The 16,706-nt window shown below is 41.8% G+C and carries 15 protein-coding genes; 9 read left to right on the top strand and 6 right to left on the bottom strand.

Features of this window, described 5'->3' with window-relative positions; translation table 11 throughout:
* Positions 1–282: 282 nt before the first annotated feature.
* The 5 genes from V7K45_RS05110 (at position 283) to V7K45_RS05090 (ending at position 6,669) form a co-directional block, all read left to right on the top strand.
* Positions 283–921, top strand: a complete 639-nt coding sequence (locus V7K45_RS05110; protein WP_335001015.1) for a hypothetical protein — start codon at positions 283–285, stop codon at positions 919–921.
* 99 nt (positions 922–1,020) lie between these two features.
* Complete coding sequence (locus V7K45_RS05105) at positions 1,021–2,382, top strand: HlyD family secretion protein (RefSeq protein ID WP_335001013.1); 1,362 nt, start codon at positions 1,021–1,023, stop codon at positions 2,380–2,382.
* Positions 2,382–4,391, top strand: coding sequence for an ATP-binding cassette domain-containing protein (locus tag V7K45_RS05100; protein WP_335001011.1), 2,010 nt, complete (start codon positions 2,382–2,384; stop codon positions 4,389–4,391). Before V7K45_RS05105 ends, V7K45_RS05100 begins: the two co-directional genes overlap by 1 nt.
* Before the next feature lie 15 nt (positions 4,392–4,406).
* Positions 4,407–5,513, top strand: a complete 1,107-nt coding sequence (locus V7K45_RS05095) for an ABC transporter permease (protein ID WP_335001009.1) — start codon at positions 4,407–4,409, stop codon at positions 5,511–5,513.
* Positions 5,514–5,550: 37 nt separating this feature from the next.
* A complete protein-coding gene (locus V7K45_RS05090; RefSeq protein WP_335001008.1) occupies positions 5,551–6,669 on the top strand; it encodes an ABC transporter permease in 1,119 nt (372 codons plus the stop codon).
* Between the two features lie 57 nt (positions 6,670–6,726).
* On the opposite strand, the gene V7K45_RS05085 is transcribed toward V7K45_RS05090, so the two are convergent.
* Positions 6,727–8,160, bottom strand: a complete 1,434-nt coding sequence (locus tag V7K45_RS05085; RefSeq protein WP_335001006.1) for an AtzE family amidohydrolase — start codon at positions 8,158–8,160, stop codon at positions 6,727–6,729.
* 100 nt (positions 8,161–8,260) lie between these two features.
* On the bottom strand, positions 8,261–8,449 hold the full coding sequence (locus V7K45_RS05080) for a DUF4089 domain-containing protein (RefSeq protein ID WP_335001004.1): 189 nt from the start codon (positions 8,447–8,449) through the stop codon (positions 8,261–8,263).
* Positions 8,450–8,979: 530 nt separating this feature from the next.
* On the opposite strand from V7K45_RS05080, the gene V7K45_RS05075 reads away from it, so the two are divergent.
* Positions 8,980–9,453, top strand: a complete 474-nt coding sequence (locus V7K45_RS05075; protein ID WP_335001002.1) for a hypothetical protein — start codon at positions 8,980–8,982, stop codon at positions 9,451–9,453.
* Positions 9,454–9,587: 134 nt separating this feature from the next.
* On the opposite strand, the gene V7K45_RS05070 is transcribed toward V7K45_RS05075, so the two are convergent.
* The 3 genes from V7K45_RS05070 to V7K45_RS05060 form a co-directional block, all read right to left on the bottom strand.
* Positions 9,588–10,781, bottom strand: a complete 1,194-nt coding sequence (locus tag V7K45_RS05070) for an MFS transporter (RefSeq protein WP_335001000.1) — start codon at positions 10,779–10,781, stop codon at positions 9,588–9,590.
* Between the two features lie 63 nt (positions 10,782–10,844).
* The gene (locus V7K45_RS05065) at positions 10,845–12,194 is read right to left on the bottom strand and encodes an MATE family efflux transporter (RefSeq protein ID WP_335000998.1); all 1,350 of its coding nucleotides are present in this window, start codon (positions 12,192–12,194) and stop codon (positions 10,845–10,847) included.
* Between the two features lie 139 nt (positions 12,195–12,333).
* A complete protein-coding gene (locus V7K45_RS05060) occupies positions 12,334–12,495 on the bottom strand; it encodes a hypothetical protein (RefSeq protein ID WP_335000996.1) in 162 nt (53 codons plus the stop codon).
* Between the two features lie 47 nt (positions 12,496–12,542).
* Here V7K45_RS05060 and V7K45_RS05055 point away from each other — a divergent pair, with 47 nt between their 5' ends.
* Positions 12,543–13,040, top strand: a complete 498-nt coding sequence (locus V7K45_RS05055) for a DUF6174 domain-containing protein (protein ID WP_335000994.1) — start codon at positions 12,543–12,545, stop codon at positions 13,038–13,040.
* Positions 13,041–13,081: 41 nt separating this feature from the next.
* Here the strand turns inward: V7K45_RS05055 and V7K45_RS05050 are convergent, their stop codons facing one another.
* Positions 13,082–13,258: a hypothetical protein gene (locus tag V7K45_RS05050; RefSeq protein WP_335000992.1), complete on the bottom strand. Its 177-nt coding sequence runs from the start codon at positions 13,256–13,258 to the stop codon at positions 13,082–13,084.
* A gap of 213 nt (positions 13,259–13,471) precedes the next feature.
* Between V7K45_RS05050 and V7K45_RS05045 the strand changes: the two genes are divergently transcribed.
* Both V7K45_RS05045 and V7K45_RS05040 read left to right on the top strand, forming a co-directional pair.
* Positions 13,472–13,837 (top strand): hypothetical protein, encoded by a 366-nt coding sequence (locus tag V7K45_RS05045; protein WP_335000990.1) that lies wholly within the window; start codon positions 13,472–13,474, stop codon positions 13,835–13,837.
* 273 nt (positions 13,838–14,110) lie between these two features.
* Positions 14,111–16,702: a chloride channel protein gene (locus V7K45_RS05040; protein ID WP_335001047.1), complete on the top strand. Its 2,592-nt coding sequence runs from the start codon at positions 14,111–14,113 to the stop codon at positions 16,700–16,702.
* The last annotated feature ends 4 nt before the right edge of the window (positions 16,703–16,706 follow it).

The raw sequence follows: 16,706 nt of genomic DNA, 5'->3' as shown, positions 1-16,706 counted from the left end.
CTAATTTCTTAAAAGCTTCAGTTGATTAGCTGAACCTAATAAGAATATATAAAAGTTAACTGTGTAATCTAAGAGGATGTTTGAAAAGTCAGGATTGATGGATCGCATATTTTTTACCCCACCCTAACCCTCCCCTTATAAAGGGGAAAGAACCAGATTTTTCTTGTTTCCCCCCTTATAAAGGGGGGATTAAGGGGGGTAATAATGTAATTAAAATTACAGCCAACTATTTTTCAAACATCCTCTAAGTTTTCGTTCTCTAAAAATACTAGGAATTAAATTATGGGGGCTATCTTATATCCACTCTATACGGTAGCTAATTTGGTCTTAGCTACATGGAGCATAAGTTTATGGCAACACTCACACCATGCCAACATATTGTTGCTGCTATTAGTGGTAGCTGGAATGACCTATGACAATCTCATTATTTCGCTAGGTCGCTTGATTAATGAAGGTAGTTTCTTAAAATTCCTTAATCGTCTGCGCTTCTTATTACATGATTTATTGATTCCATTGTTGGTGGTAGTAGCCATAAAACTAGCTAGTGCTGCTGGTGTATTCTGGGCAAGTAAACCCATTTTGTTCTCTGGTTGCTGGACGATTACATTTGGTTTGATTGGATTGGGATTGTTTACTAATCTTAAGCACTTGGAACTAGCACCAATAAATGTTGCTGGCAGTCTGCGATATAAACCGAAAAACACTCAAGCGCCAATTTCGACAATTTTAATCGCTTTATTAGTTGGTGTGGCAGGATTCTACATTTGGCGTGAAATCCAATGGCCTTGGATGTTTGTGGGAACAGTGGTAATGTTGTTTGGCAATGCTTTACCTACAAAGTTTTTTGGTTCTCTAGTTGGTTCGGCAGTTGATTTTCTATTTATCTTAGCTCTGGTGACAACACATATCGTGTTGTCTTAGTTAGGGATAATTTCGCGCCTCTATGGGGTATAAACTTTAGTTTAAGCCTTGCGGCAAGATGGGAATCCAATCCATAAACTAGTAATCAAGGGTAATAGCATGGCTCAGACTGTCTCTAAATACACAGAAAGTCTTCCTGCTCCGCTAGAACCAGCAAAGCAGCATCGCACCAAAGCGGTTCCTTTGATGTTGGCAATGGTGACGATCGCAGGTATTGGTTATCTATTTTGGAGCTTACAGCCGCAACCGAGAGCAGACATACTCAAGGTAAGTGGACGCATTGAAGGTTATGAGACTGAAATTGGTGTCAAGCATTCGGGGCGAATTGAGTCGATTGCAGTACGCGAAGGGGCAGCGGTTAAAAAGGGTCAGAAGTTAATTAAATTAGATAACAGCAACAACCAACTGCTGCAAGGACAACTGCAATCTGCAAACGCACAGATTGCGTCTGCTGAATCTGACGAACAACAGGCTCGTTCAGATGTAGAGCGAGTACAGGGTGAGATAGAAGAAGTCAACAGCCAAATCCTTGAAGCACAACTTAATTTACAGCAGTCGCAAGGTGATACGCTAGGTCAAGTTAATCAAGCACGAGCTAACACTGCGGCAGCTAAGGCGCAAGTGGTACAAGCGCAAGCAGTACTCAAACAGGCAGCAGCAGAAGTTAAGCTAGCTAAAATAAATCGCGATCGCTATGTTAAATTGCTCAATGATGGAGCAGTTACCCAACAGCAATTTGACCAAACTCAAACTACCTTCGACACTGCGATCGCAACTTTACAGGCACGACAGGCAGCAGTAAATGCGGCTTCTGAGCAGTTAAGCGCTACCCAAGCGGCGCTCACCCAAGCCCAATCAACCGGTTTCAACCCCGGTATTAGGAACGCCCAGTTAGAAGCCCTAAGGAGAAAGCGCGCTCAAACATCCGCTCAAATGAAATCTGCTTGGGCGCAAGTGAAATCTGCTCAGGCAAAGGTGAAAGTTGCGTTGGCATTAAAACAACAACTCCTTACCCAAATTCAAGATTCCAATAAAGACCTAAATGTTCTCAGTCCTCTAGACGGTGTTGTAACTGCCCGCAGTGTCGAACCAGGTGCAGTGGTGGATAGTCAAACGAACATTCTGAGAGTAATTGACCCCTATACAATTTATTTGAGGGGTTTTATCCCGGAAGGGGATATTGGCAAAGTGCGCCAAGGACAGGTAGCGAAAATCTTATTAGATTCTGCGCCTAACAAACCCCTCAAAGGTAAAATAATTGCCATCGATCCCCAAGCCTCCTTTACACCTGAGAATATCTATTTTCAGAAGGATCGGGTCAGGCAAGTTGTCGGTATTCGCATAAATGTTGAAAACCCTGCCAGCTGCTTTAACCCCAAACAACCCTACACTGGTGCAGATTTACCCTGTGCCAAGATTGGGATGCCAGCTGATGCAGAGATTCTATTGAAGGGTGAATAATGGATCGCAAAATCACAAGTGGCGCTCAAATTTTATCCCAAACCCCAAGTCTTGCAACCCAAAGCATTTACATTCGAGGCTTGCACAAGCACTATGGTCGTTTAGCCGCAGTGCGGGGGATTGATTTGACAGTGCAGCAGGGTGAGATGTTTGGGCTGATTGGCCCTGATGGTGCAGGGAAAACCACAACCTTTCATATTCTTGGTGGCGTGATGGAACCCACCGCCGGAGAAGTGCAGATATTTGGTCAGCTTGCACGGGATGCTCGCTCAATAACGGGGTATTTGACGCAGCAGTTTTCTCTGTATTTGGATCTCAACATTAATGAAAATTTACGTTATGCAGCTGGCTTGCGACAAGTGCCAAATGATTTATTTTGGATGCGTCGCGATCGCTTGCTACGCTTGATGAACTTAGAGCAGTTTGCAAAGAGGCAGGCTGGACAACTCTCAGGCGGTATGAAACAAAAATTAGCACTTTGCTGTGTTTTGATTTCACAGCCCCAAGTCTTGTTACTGGATGAACCTACCACAGGTGTTGACCCGGTTTCACGGCGAGAGTTCTGGGATGTGCTAGCGCAACTATCAGCAGAAGGTATGACTATTGTCGTTGCTACACCTTACTTGGATGAAGCAGAACGCTGCCATCGTGTAGCTTTGATGTATGAAGGTCAAATTCAAAAAATTGGTACTCCTGCTTCTTTACGCTCCAGTTTAGGCTTACATCGCCTAGAAGTTCATACCTCAAATCTGCAATTAAGCGAGCAAGTATTATTACAGACAGCACAAGCAAACATTGTAGATGTGCAAACATTTGGCGATCGCCTTGATGTTCTTGTCAAAGATATAACTTTAGGTCGCAGACAGGTGCACGATCTGCTACAACAGCAACAATTATCAGACTTTAGTATTGAGTCTAATAGCCCCACATTAGAAAACGTCTTCGTTACCCATTTACGGCAACAGGGGGTAGCAACGCAATTTTTTCCATTTCCGAGAGCTAAGGCAACAAACCAGCAATGGAAATTGGAGAATTACAAGTTAACCGTAGCAGCAGGCGATAGAGAAATTAACCCTAGTTCCTCATCTATTGCCATATACGCTCACAACCTCAACCGCTTTTTTGGCAATTTTCAAGCAGTCAAAAGCGTCAATCTTGAGGTACGCTATGGTGAAATCTTCGGACTCTTGGGTGCTAATGGATCTGGGAAAACCACCACAATTAAAATGTTGTGTGGATTGCTTAAAGCCAGTGGTGGTGTCATTTCTCTTGGGGGCGAAACAAGTAACCTCCGTAGTACCCAATTGCGGCGGCGTATTGGCTACATGAGTCAGAAATTCACCCTTTACGATGACTTAACAATTTTGGAAAATCTGGAGTTTTATTGCGGTGTTTATGGTGTACCCCGCAAGCTACGCCAGGAGAAAATTGATTGGGTGATTGCCATCTGTGGGTTAGAAGGACAGGAAAAGATGCTTACCGGACAGCTACCAGGTGGTTGGAAGCAGCGAGTTGCTTTTGGTGCTTCGGTAATGCACGAACCAGATATTTTATTCCTTGATGAGCCAACATCAGGGGTCGATCCGCTTGCACGCCGTCAGTTTTGGAAGTTGATTAATGACTTTGCTCGCAATGGCACAGCTATTTTAGTAACCACGCACTACCTTGAAGAAGCTGAACAGTGTAACCGCATGAGTTTTATGGTTGCGGGAGAAACCGTCATCTCTGGTTCTTCCAGTTCGATTAAAGCCAGTCAACCAGGAAAACTTATGGAGGTTATCGTCAACCAAAACCAAGCTGCTGCCGATCTACTCAAACAACACCTCGATCCTTGGCGTGTCTCCATCTTTGCCGATAGTTTACATATTGTCCTTGACGACCCCGATCGAGAACTTCCTCAACTACTAAAACTTATAGAATCTGCTAAAATCACCATTTCCCGCGTCCGCCCCATTTCTTTTTCCCTAGAAGACGCTTTCATCGGTATAGTACAACGATCGCAAAACTAGAATGTTTTTATTTTTATGAAACGGATTTTCGCTCAGTTTACCAAAGAACTAGTACAGTTTCAGCGCGATCGCCTGACATTAGCGTTGGCATTTATACTGCCATTTGTAACGTTACTCATTTTTGGGTTTGCAATCCGATTAGAAAGTAAAAATATTCCCTTAATCGTGCAAGATTTTAATCGCACAAACATTAGCAATAGTTATATTGAGCGACTATACGCCACCAATCAGTTTATGCCCACCCAATGGTCGGGAAACGACCCAGTGCGTGATGCGATCGACCGTGGCATTGCGAAGGCAGCAGTCATTATCCCTCCTCAATTTAGTCGAGATGTGCAAGCTGGTAGAAATACTACAGTGCAAGTGCTGATTGATGCTACTGATGCCAATAATGCTCGTGTCATAAAAAACAGCATTCAAAGAGTGACAACTTTTTTTATGCAGGAGCAAGGACTGATAACATTTAATAACAGCGTCACACCTCAAATTCGTTTATGGTTTAACCCCGGTAGATTAGAGTCTTTGTATATTGTACCGGGAGTCTACGCCGTCGTTTTATGGATTTTTCCGTCTTTACTGACAGCAATCTCAATGGTGAGAGAAAAGGAAAAAGGCACTATCTTACAACTTTACGCTTCTAGTATTAGTGCAACCGAACTGTTACTTGGTAAAGGACTGGCTTACCTGCTGATAGCTATCCTTCAAGCATTCATAGTCATGGGTCTAGGTTCGCTAATTTTCCAGGTTAGCTTAGTAGGCAATTCTATCACCTTGTTAATAGGAACTCTGCTTTTTCTCACAGACAGTGTTTTGTTTGGTTTGCTATTTGGGGTACGAAGCAGTAACCAGAATGCTGCTGTACAAAGTGTCTCTGTGATCGGTTTTGTTACCTCTCTATTACTGTCTGGTTTTATTTATCCTATTAGCAACATTCCCTTTCCCCTCTCACTTATGCCTAATATAGTTCCCGCCCGCTATTTTATAGATATCACTCGTGATGCATTTGTCAGGGGTACTGGATGGGCAGGAGTTTGGTTTGATCTACTCGTACTGATTGTTTTTGGAGTGGTGTTTTTTGATATAACCCGTCGTGCTTTAGGTAGGATGCAATTACCTTATTAAATTATATTATTCTTAGCTGTAACAGCTACTAAACAATATGTTTTTTTCACGACTATTTAATAGTTCATTTTGGGCATTACTTCGCAAAGAAATCAATCAAATTTTGCGAGATAAGCAGTTAATTATCCTGTTGATTATACCACCAACGATGCAATTATTACTTTATGGATTTGCACTTAATCCCGATGTACATAATTTGAAATTGGGTGTTATTGATTATGCGAATGTAAGTGCTAGTCGGGAACTGGTTCAGGCAATGACCTCTAATAGCATTTTTACCATCGAATCTGTACCAACAACTGAAAAAGATTTGAGCCGTCAAGTAGAAGAAGGCAAACTCAATCTAGGAGTGATTATTCCACCAGAATTCCCTAGAAAGCTGGCAACAAAAGAAGCTGAGATTCAAGTATTTATTGATGGAGTGGATGCAAACGCCGCAGGCATTGCTAGTGGCTACATGACTCAGATTATTCAAAATTATAATCGTAACTTTGGGCAAACCCAGTTAAATTTTCCGGTATCGCTCCAAGTGGTATTTTTGTATAATCCAGGACTAATAAGTAGCTGGTATTTTGTGCCGGGAGTCATGGGTCTGGTGTTAACGCTTGTTGGAACACTAGTTTCATCAGTCGCTGTTGTGCGAGAGAAAGATAGCGGAACTTTGGAGCAATTACTTATGACACCAGCCGCAAACTGGGAAATTGTGGCAAGCAAAATTTTGCCTTTAGCGTTTTTGCTCATGGGAGATATTCTGCTAGCTTTGACTTTAGGACAATTGGTCTTTGGTTTACCGTTGCGTGGAAATTTTCTACTATTTTTTGGGCTATCAATTATCTATCTGCTGGTTGGGATCAGTATAGGTATTATGTTGGCGATGTTTGCCAGCTCGCAACAACAGGTGGTATTGATGTCATTTTTCGTCAATATGCCGATATTGCAGACTTCTGGGGTGCTTGCCCCTATCGAAGCCATGCCCCCCTTCTTTCAAGTCCTATCTCTACTGAATCCCTTACGTCATTACATTGCCATTGTTCGAGGGATTTTACTTAAAGGGGTTGGTTTAGATGTGTTATGGATGCATATTCTAGCATTGCTTAGTATTGCTGTTGTGTTATTAACTATTAGTCTTAGCAAGTTTCGCAATCAATTAAGTTAGAAGAGACTATTGTAGAGCGATTTATCGCGTCTTTGTGTAATAAATTAGATAGATTTTTCAAACAGCCTCTGAGTTGAGAGCGTTTAAAATTACTGGCGCTGAAACTACACCCTTTGCCTCTAACGCAGCTGCAACCCGTAAAATTAAGGCTTCATTATATGGTGCTGCAATCAATTGCACACCTAAAGGTAATGCATTTTGGCACTGAATTGGTACTGATAAAACGGGTAAACCAATAAAAGATAATGGTTGAGTAAATAGCCCTAAATGAGGACGGACAAGAATTTCTTCGCCATCTAAAATCATAGTTTGTTGAGCAATTAATGGTGCAGAAATTGGTGTAGTTGGGGCAAGAATGACATCGACATTTTGAAAAACTTCCCGAACGCGATCGCGATACCATCTTCTAAACCGTTGTGCTTGGAGATACCAACTACTTGGAATGAACGCCCCAGCCAAAAAGCGATCGCGTGTTGCTGGATCAAAATCTTCAGGACGCAATCGCAACTTATCCAAATGCAGATTTGCACCCTCGCTAGCTGTAATCACAAAGGCTGCTGCACGGGCGCGGTCTGCTTCTGGTATGATTACGTATTCAGTGACTTCTATTGCATCAGCTACTTTTTGCACTGCTGCTAAAGCTGCCGGTTCTGCACCTTTGGTAAAATAATCAGCTGCGATGCCTTCGGCGGACTTCGTCAACGCAATTCTAATATCAGAAATATCTTGTTTGAGTTGTGGTAAACATAATTCAGGTGGACGCTTTGTACAAATGGGATCGCGATCGTCTTCTCCCTGAAGCACATCAAACACCGTAGCGATATCCTGCACCGAACGCGCCAAAGGGCCAATGTGGTCAAAACTGCTAGAAAATAAAGCTACTCCAGCACGTGATAATCTTCCATAAGTTGGCTTGAAACCAAAAACGCCACACAACGCTGCCGGAACGCGAATTGAACCATTAGTATCAGAACCCAGCGTCAGCGGTACTAACCCACCTGCAACCGCCGCCGCCGAACCACCCGATGAACCACCAGCAACTCGCTGTAAATCATGGGGGTTGTGAGTAGCACCGTAATGGGAGTTTTCTGTTACAAACCCATAAGCGTACTCATCCATATTCAAAGCACCAAGCAGAACAGCACCCGCTTGCTTCAACTTCACTACTGCGGTTGCATCTTGAGTAGCTTCTGGGTTTTCTGCATTGATTTTCGATCCTGCTAAAGTCGTAAAACCAGCGATATCGAAGAGATTTTTCACCGCAAAAGGCACACCAGCAAGCACTCCAGGATGATTACCTTGGGCAATTTCCCTGTCAATCAGTGCTGCATCTGTTAAAGCTGTCTCAGCAGTTATAGTGGTAAAACAATTGAAGAGATGATTTCGCGTTGCTATTCGTGCTAACGCAGCTTTCGTAACCTCTACAGCGCTAGTTTTACCTTCGCGTACAGCAGTTGATATGGTTATGGCATCGGCTGAATCAAAATTCATGCTGAAATATTAAGAGATAGCGCGTTTAGCTTTTTGAGTAATAGCAGTCAGCAATAGTTTTTGCTTCACTAAAACATCAAGATAGCTATTCTTGAAGCAATTATGGTTCAAAAACTGGTGCAACTTCAATTTCCTCTGGTAAAGGGAAAGAATTTACCAGATTAGCGATCGCCCTAATTCTCTCAAAATTTGCCACCACACCATCACGATATTCATCTTTGATCTCTAAATCCAACAACAACCCCATCAGATCGACATACTCACCCACATCAAACTCTTTTCTTCTCATCTCTCTTCCTTCGCGGTAGCCTGCGCCAAGCCAAAGCGTCTACGTTATCTTAAACTTATAACTTCTTGCGACAACAGCGATACCCAGGTAGAAATATCCAATTCTGTAGAAAATGCAACGTCCTTATATTAATTAATTTGGTTTTCCATAGTAGATTCCTTTATCGTCAGTGTCAATTAAGACTAGCCCATGCGGATATGATGATTTGACAAGACTGAAGTATGCAGCTCCATCCTTACTGCGGTAGACTTTGCCACCGTTGTAGTATTATCACCGGATTTAGGTGCGTTAGAAAATCTCACATTCCTCCAGCAATTTAATTAAGTATTTTTTGAAAGATGAAAAATACCTCTAAAGTCAGAGATATATTCTGTGCTGTGGTAGAGGGTTTTTTGATTCTACTTCAGTATATTAGTGTACAAATCAATTTTCCTGCTATTTACTCAAATTAGTTTCTTTAGCTAGAGAAATAAACAATTTTAAAAATGATATCTACAGCAAATAAATAGTCTAGAATAACAAAATAAAATATGAATAACAAAAACAAAACAGAGAGTAATAAGAATTTAAACCGGGATAAAAAAGTGGATGAAACTAACATAAATTCACTATCTAATGAACCTCAAAAGTCAGCGAAAACAATTAATGTAGATGGTCATCGTCCAGTCGATCCAAGTAACATTCAGATTAAGGAAACAATTGATATAGATGGTCAACGCCCAATTGCAAAAGATAAAAATCATAGCGATCAAACAATTGATATAGACGGTCAACGCCCGATCGCTAAGAGCAATTTAGAAGAACATGAGATGCTACGTGTAGATGGTCAGCGTCCAATTGACCCTAGTGATTTAGAGGTTGAGGAAATTCTTGACATAGATGGTCAACGTCCAATCGCCAAGAGTAATTTTCAAGTTCAGGATACCCTAGAGATAGATGGTAGCCGCCCAATAGTTTCAAATAACACTGCTGATTCGCAAATACCAACAGATTATGTAGACTAAAATCACAACCTTTCTTCACACTGTAAAGTGGTGAAGATAAAACAAGGAGACTCAGTAATCTACGTTGTTAGCATAGAGCAAGGCTAGAGGTTAAATGTGAGTGTTGAATCGCAAATGTTATAGCATTGCCATAATTATTTATTATTTATGCTTGCTGTAGTGATTTTGGGTCTGACTATAACAATAAATCCAAGCAAAGTAAAAACTAACATCTGCCAAGTCACCAAATTCCAGCCACCAAAATGCCAGCATAATAGACCAATGCTAGTACCTACAGCACCACCGATAAAATAAGTAGTCATGTACACTGTGTTGATGCGACTATTCGATTGAGCATCAAGAGTGTATATCCTTGCCACATTGGTGACTTGAATTGCCTGTACGCCTACATCTAGTAACAATACGGCAAAAGCGATCGCCAGCGCTGAACTAGAAGCAATTTTAGCAATTACTAAACTTACAATCACCAGAGATACAGAAATAGTTAAGGAGCGTTGGGAGTTACCTCGATCGGCTAATTTACCAAAAATTGGTGCCATTAATGCACCTGCGATCGCCACAAAGCCATACATCCCAATTGTGTCAGATTGAAAATTAAAAGGCGCTCCGCTTAAATGGAAAGTCAACGTTGTCCAAAATGAGCAAAAGACACCAAACATTAATCCTCCAATTAAAGATGCTTCTCTCAATAATGAAAAACGTTTTAATTGTTGAAGCGTTGATTTTAATAAATCAAAATAATCACCAGTGTATTCATTATTCACATTAGGTAAATAAATCTTTAGCAAGACAGTAACAATTAAAATCATTACTCCTGAAAATCCATATACATAACGCCAACTCAAACATTCAGCAATATATCCACTAAAAACCCTTGCCCCTAATACACCAATCAATATACCAGTAAAAATACTACCTACAGTTTGACCTGTAGTTACTCTATCTATACTTGCTGCTAAAGGAAGAATAACCTGAGCGGAGACTGTTGTAATTCCAATTGCTACGCTCAATATCCAAACCTGGACGATATTTTGTGAAAACGTCATGGCTATCAACAAACAAAACAAACATAGAAGTAAGGAAATAATTAATGTTTTTTTGTTGATTTTATCGCCCAAGGGGATTAAAAAGAAAAGCCCAAAACCGTAACCAACTTGCGAAAGCACAGAGATGCTACCCGCTTCACTTTCGCTAACTTGAAAAGAAGATGCAATATCTTTGAGAATTGGCTGATTATAATAAACGTTAGCAACACACACCCCAGATGCGATCGCCATAATCAGTACTTGAAATTTAGTTAATCCGTTACCTGAGATTTGTTTTTTCATTCAACCTAATTCACTATAATTTAGTTGCTTGAGGACTTTTCCTTTTAGCTTCATCTGTGTTTATCAGTTATTAGTTTTCCTGGTGCTAAACCGCCAAGTTAGGATGATTGCAGCGCTGGCTAAACCAATAGCCAATCCCCACCAAAGACCAATAGCTCCAGACCCCAACGAGATCCCAAAAGTATAACCAGTGCATAAACCAACACACCAATAAGCAAAAATGCCAATCAACATCGGGATTCGAGTGTCTTTGAGTCCGCGTAATGCTCCTGCGGCAGTAACTTGCACGCCGTCAACTATTTGAAAAATTGCCGCGACTGCTAGCAATTTCACCGCGAGGGCAACCACATCTGCATTGTTCTGATTGTTGATGTCAATATAAAGAGAAATAATCGACTTTGGTACTAGCCAAAATGCAATGGCTACTACACCCATAGATAAAGCTGCAATGGCAATGCCTATATATCCAGCTAAACGAGTGCCAACTAGGTCATTCTGTCCGGCTAACAGTCCAACACGAATTGTTGTCGCTAGAGAAATGCCTAGTGCCATCTGAAATGACATCGAAATTGTTTGTAAAGCAATTTGATGGGCAGCTAGGGCATTTGTTCCCAGTTGTCCGACCAATAAAGTGACAACGGTGAACAGTCCGGCTTCGACCGCAATCAGCCCCCCGATGGGCAATCCAACCTGAAAAATCTCGCCAACGATCCGGCGATGCTCTAGAGGAAAGGCTTCGTCAGACGAAGGTCGAAAAATACCGTAAACTGCAAAGCGAGGCTGATTACATATATAAACTGTCAAACCAACAAACATGCTCCAAAGTGAAAACGTGCTTGCCCAACCGATACCAGCTAAACCCAGCGCCGGGAATCCCAGTTTGCCAAACATCAGCACATAGTTAGCTGTGATGTTGAACAGAGTACCCAAAACCACAGTCACTATCACTAATTGCGGTTGCAACAGAGCAGAAAGAAAACTTTTAAGTACTGCAAAGCCCAAACCAGGAATAAAACCCAGTGCGATCGCCCTTAAAAAAATCTCTGCTAGTGCTACTGTGTTAGCATCCTGTCCTAGTAAAAGTAGTAAAGCACCTCCATTGTAAAGCAGCAATGTAATTGGTATTCCTAGCACCAGAGATATCCCTAGTCCAACTTGGACAATTGTGCCAACTTTTTCTTTATTTCCGGCTCCGTATGCTTGGGCAGCTAACGGACTGACAGCAGAAACGATACCAGCAACAATCAACAGACAAAAAGTAAAGATAGCAGTTCCCAAACCTCCAGATGCAATGGTTTGACTTCCTAACCAACCCATCATTACCGTATCGACAAAACCAGTTGCAGATTGAGCCAGTTGTGCCACTGCCAAAGGTACGGCTAACATGAGACATTTTTTAACTTCAGAAAACATATACAGCTGATAACCCAATGTGAAGAACAAAGGGTTTTTGCAAAATCTAAACCCATGTTCAGGAGATATTCTCCTGGGAACTTGAATCCATCTTAATGGAATCAGAGGATGACCGTCAGAGGTTATACCATTTTGGATTTTAGATTTTAGATTTTGGATTGTGAAACATCCATTGGATAAATGTTTCAGTTTCCCATAGTTTATCCCCGGAAGTAGCCTTCAAGCCGCGATCGCCAATGAAGCTCAAAATCTGCATACCAGCTTTGAGTGTCACAAATAATTTCAATGTTTTGGCAATCATCTTAAAGCTACGTTAAAGTGAGCAGTTGGAGTTAAGAATGGATTTATATGCGCTTACCAATTGCAATTAGTGGTGTTTTAGTGGCATCTTTAGGTTTTAGTGCACCTGTAATATCTCAACCTCCTCCTATACAGGTAGCGAAAACGCCCGCGCCTAGTAGTTTAGCCTTGCAACAATTTAAGATTAATTACCAATTATGGAGACGGCAAAAAATCTCTAAATATCGCTATGAATTCACTAGAAGTTGCAATTGTTTACCTAAAGCCACAGAACCAGTGATTATTAAAGTACGTAATGGAGTCACAATTTCTATTACTTATAAAGCAACTCAAAAGCCAGCTGAGGCAGAATTGTTTAAACAATATAATACAATTCCTAAACTCTTTGATATCATCAGGGATGCGCTGATTCGTAAAGCGGCAAAGTTGACTGTACAATACGATCCAAAACTTGGTTATCCAACTCAAATTAACATTGATTATAATAGCCAGATCGCTGATGATGAAATATTTTTTACAATTAGCAATCTGCAAAAAACTAATTAACTATGGCTAGCGATCGCATTTTTTGCTACAGCAATGCTTAATTATAAAAGTTTAGGATGGCGAATACATTGTTGGGTTGCGCTTTGCTTAACCCAACCTACAATTTTTCTTAACTGAACTGTATTGGATTTTAACGGATGAAAGATAGCTAGCTGAGATTTTGGAGTCAGCATTTGTTGTAATTCGCTTTCACGCATACCAATTTTTTCTTCAAACATCAGTGTATCTTCACATTTAATATATAGCAGTTCTCGTTGACGTGACGCACCCCTACACCTTGCGATCTAACGTTGTACTGCATCTGAATGAGAACTGTTATATGTACTTGCAATTACATTTGCGTTCCTCAAATTTGTGAATTTTGAACTATATAATTACTAAACTTAAGTATTAAATAAAATGATTACCAATAGTTTAGGAAAAGCAAAGACGTGAACCGTTTCAAAAAGCTATCCTCAATTGTGTTACTGTTATTAGCCTTCATGTATCCACCTACTTTGGTTGAAGCCAAAGAGAACACTCTCAACAGTGTTCTCAATGAACAGAGTATTGACGCACAGACAAAATTAGTTGGAGAGCAAAGTGAAGAGTTTTTGTTAGCTCACCGACGGACTCGACGACGTTATCATAGACGGCAACGGACTGGAAGATATTATTATCAACGCCAGCGAAATCGACGACATTATTATAGACGGCGCTATCGCTCTATACGTTATCACGGACAACGATATCGTCATGGAGAATGGGAACTTGTGCGCGATCGTCATGGACGATTAATGTATGATTGGCAGCGTTAATAGTAAATTCACACTCAATTTTTCTAGACAATCTTTATGCGTAAATCCTAACGCAAACCCCAAAGACTTTACCCAGTTTTGAAGCGAGAATGGTTCTTCAATAATTCTAAGTATAAAACATTATAAATTTACCCCTACTGCACATATCTATCTTTAGGCATAGAAAAATTTCATTCTGATTTCATTTTTTTACGAAAAGCTATGAATAGGGTGAACGGTAAGACATTTCAGACATTTATATACCTTCATTGATGACAAGTGATTGCTAAAAATATGTTAGCCAGGGGTAAAATTCTCTGGTTGAGGCTTTCCCGTCAGTTGGTTCAACCCAGGCGCTTGGCTTTCGTGGAAGCTTGCCTGATTGGTCTAGTTTCTGGGTTAGCGGCAGTTCTGTTAGGACAGGCAGTGGATTGGGCAGGCGCATTGCGAGTTCGTGTTTCTTACCTTTTACCTGCCTACTTGGTGCTACCAGGTATTGGACTAATAGGGGGACTTTTAGCTGGTTGGCTAGTAGAGCGCTTCGCACCGGAAGCATCAGGTAGTGGAATGTCTGAAGTCAAAGCCGTATTGGCTCGCGTGCCGATGCCGTTAAATCTGCGGATTGCTTTGGTCAAGTTGATCGGCGCTACATTAGTGTTGGGTTCTGGAATGCCTTTGGGGCGGGAAGGGCCAACTGTCCAAATTGGGGCAGCTTTGGCAAATCAACTTAGTAACTGGGCACCGACTTCACCAGAGCATCGTCGCCAACTAATCGCTGCCGGAGCCGGGGCTGGGTTAGCAGCGGCTTTTAATGCACCGATCGCAGGTGTGCTTTTTGTAGTGGAAGAATTACTCCAAGATGTCTCAGGTATCACTCTTGGTACTGCGATTTTGGCTTCTTTCATCGCTTCAGTCATTTCCCGGCTCTATGGTAGTCACAGCCTGGATCTGAATCATCTAAATTTAGGTCTTCCCGATACAACTTTCTTCGCTCAAGAAATCCCTTTCTACTTGATTTTGGGAGTGCTGGCGGGACTTCTAGGTATTCTGTTTAATAAAGGTATTCTTGAGAGTCTAGCAATTAACCGCCGCCTGGTAAGGTTGAGTTTATCCTGGCGAATTGGAATCGCAGGGTTAATCAGTGGTGGGGCGATCGCCTTTTTACCTGCTGCCTTTCGGGATCATGCTGGGCTAAGAGAAATTTTGCTTGTGGGTAGTGCTAATTGGTCATTTGCAGCGATCGCTCTTTTAGTTCAGTTTACCCTAATTATTTTTACCTACGGCTCTGGAGCGCCAGGGGGTTTACTAGTTCCCACCTTAGCCTTGGGAGCTGCCCTTGGTTACTTAGTGGGTGCTGTCGAACACAGTTTACTGGGAATGAGTGCTGCAACAGTCTATGCTCATGTCGGCATGGCTGCCTTTTTTAGCGCCGTCTCCAAAGTACCAATTACAGCAGTCGTCATTGTATTTGAGATGACAACAGATTTCAATCTGGTGCTACCGCTAATGATTGCGTCTGTGGTTGCCTATTTAGTAGCAGAAAAAATTGATCCGCGATCGCTCTACGACCTTCTACTAGAGTGGAAAGGGATTCACATCACCAAAGAGCCAAGCACAGAGGGGCTTCTGGCGCAACTGAGTGCCGTAGATGTGATGCAACGGCGTGTGGAAACCCTCTCTAGCCAAATGAGTACTGATGAAGCAGTACAGGCATTTTCCCACTCTCACCATCGCAACTTCCCGGTTTTAGAGAATGGTAAAGTTGTTGGTATTGTCACTCAGAAAGATTTAGTTAATATTGCTTCGCAACAGTTAGGCAAAGATACAACTATTAGCGAGATTATGACACCAGAGCCAGTGACAGTAACTCCCACAGCTACACTAGCTCATGTACTGCATATACTCAATCGTTATCACCTCAGCTGCTTACCCGTTACAGAAGGTCGCAAGCTCATAGGAATTATTACTCGTAGTGATATTATCCGTGTAGAAGCAGAGCAACTAAGTGGTAATAGCGAACAAATAGAACGTAAATCAGCACCTTCTTATGTGGTTTACCAAACTCGCGCTCCAGCTACAGGCAAAGGAAGGTTATTAGTACCGCTTTCACATCCCCAGACAGCCGAGACTTTATTAGAAATGGCAGTTGCGATCGCCAAAGATCGCAATTACGAAATAGAATGCCTACAAGTGATTATCGTTTCGTCTAGCCGCATCCCATCGGAAACACCAGTACAAATCAGCAAAAGTCTGCAACTGTTGCAACGGGCAATACTTTTAGGAGAGAATTCGCGGATTCCCGTTCACACCCAGATCCGAGTTGCCCATAATGTTGCTGGAGCAATTTTAGAGACTGTCAAAGAACGACACATTGACTTAGTGCTGATGGGATGGAAAGGCACTACATCAACTCCAGGTAGAGTTTTTAGCCGAGTGGTTGATACCATAATTCGACAGGCAGGTTGTGATGTTATCTTGGCTAAATTAGATGATAAAAGATCCTTTGACCGTTGGTTGTTGCCAATGGCAGGCGGCCCTAACTCCAGCCAAGCAATTAAGTTATTACCTGCTCTGGCTTCTTTAAGTACATCACCCGAAATCAAGCTATGTCAGGTTTTCCAGCCGACTAACTCGATTCCTGACACAACATTATTAGATAAATCTGTTCGCTTTCTGCAACGCCGAGTTAGTGGTAAAGTGATGGCTACTCCCGTTCGCGCCAATTCTGTTTCTGATGCTGTTCTTAATTGTGCAAAACTTGACAACAGTGATGTGATTGTCCTGGGAGCTAGCCGTGAAAGTCTACTGCAACAAGCGATTCAAGGAAATATTGCCGAGAATATTTCTCGCAAGAGTAATTGTACGGTTATCATGGTCAAAACTTAATTAC

The sequence above is a fragment of the Nostoc sp. genome, assembly GCF_036917375.1.
GTDB lineage: Bacteria > Cyanobacteriota > Cyanobacteriia > Cyanobacteriales > Nostocaceae > Nostoc.
This window is presented reverse-complemented; position numbering and strand designations above follow the sequence as displayed.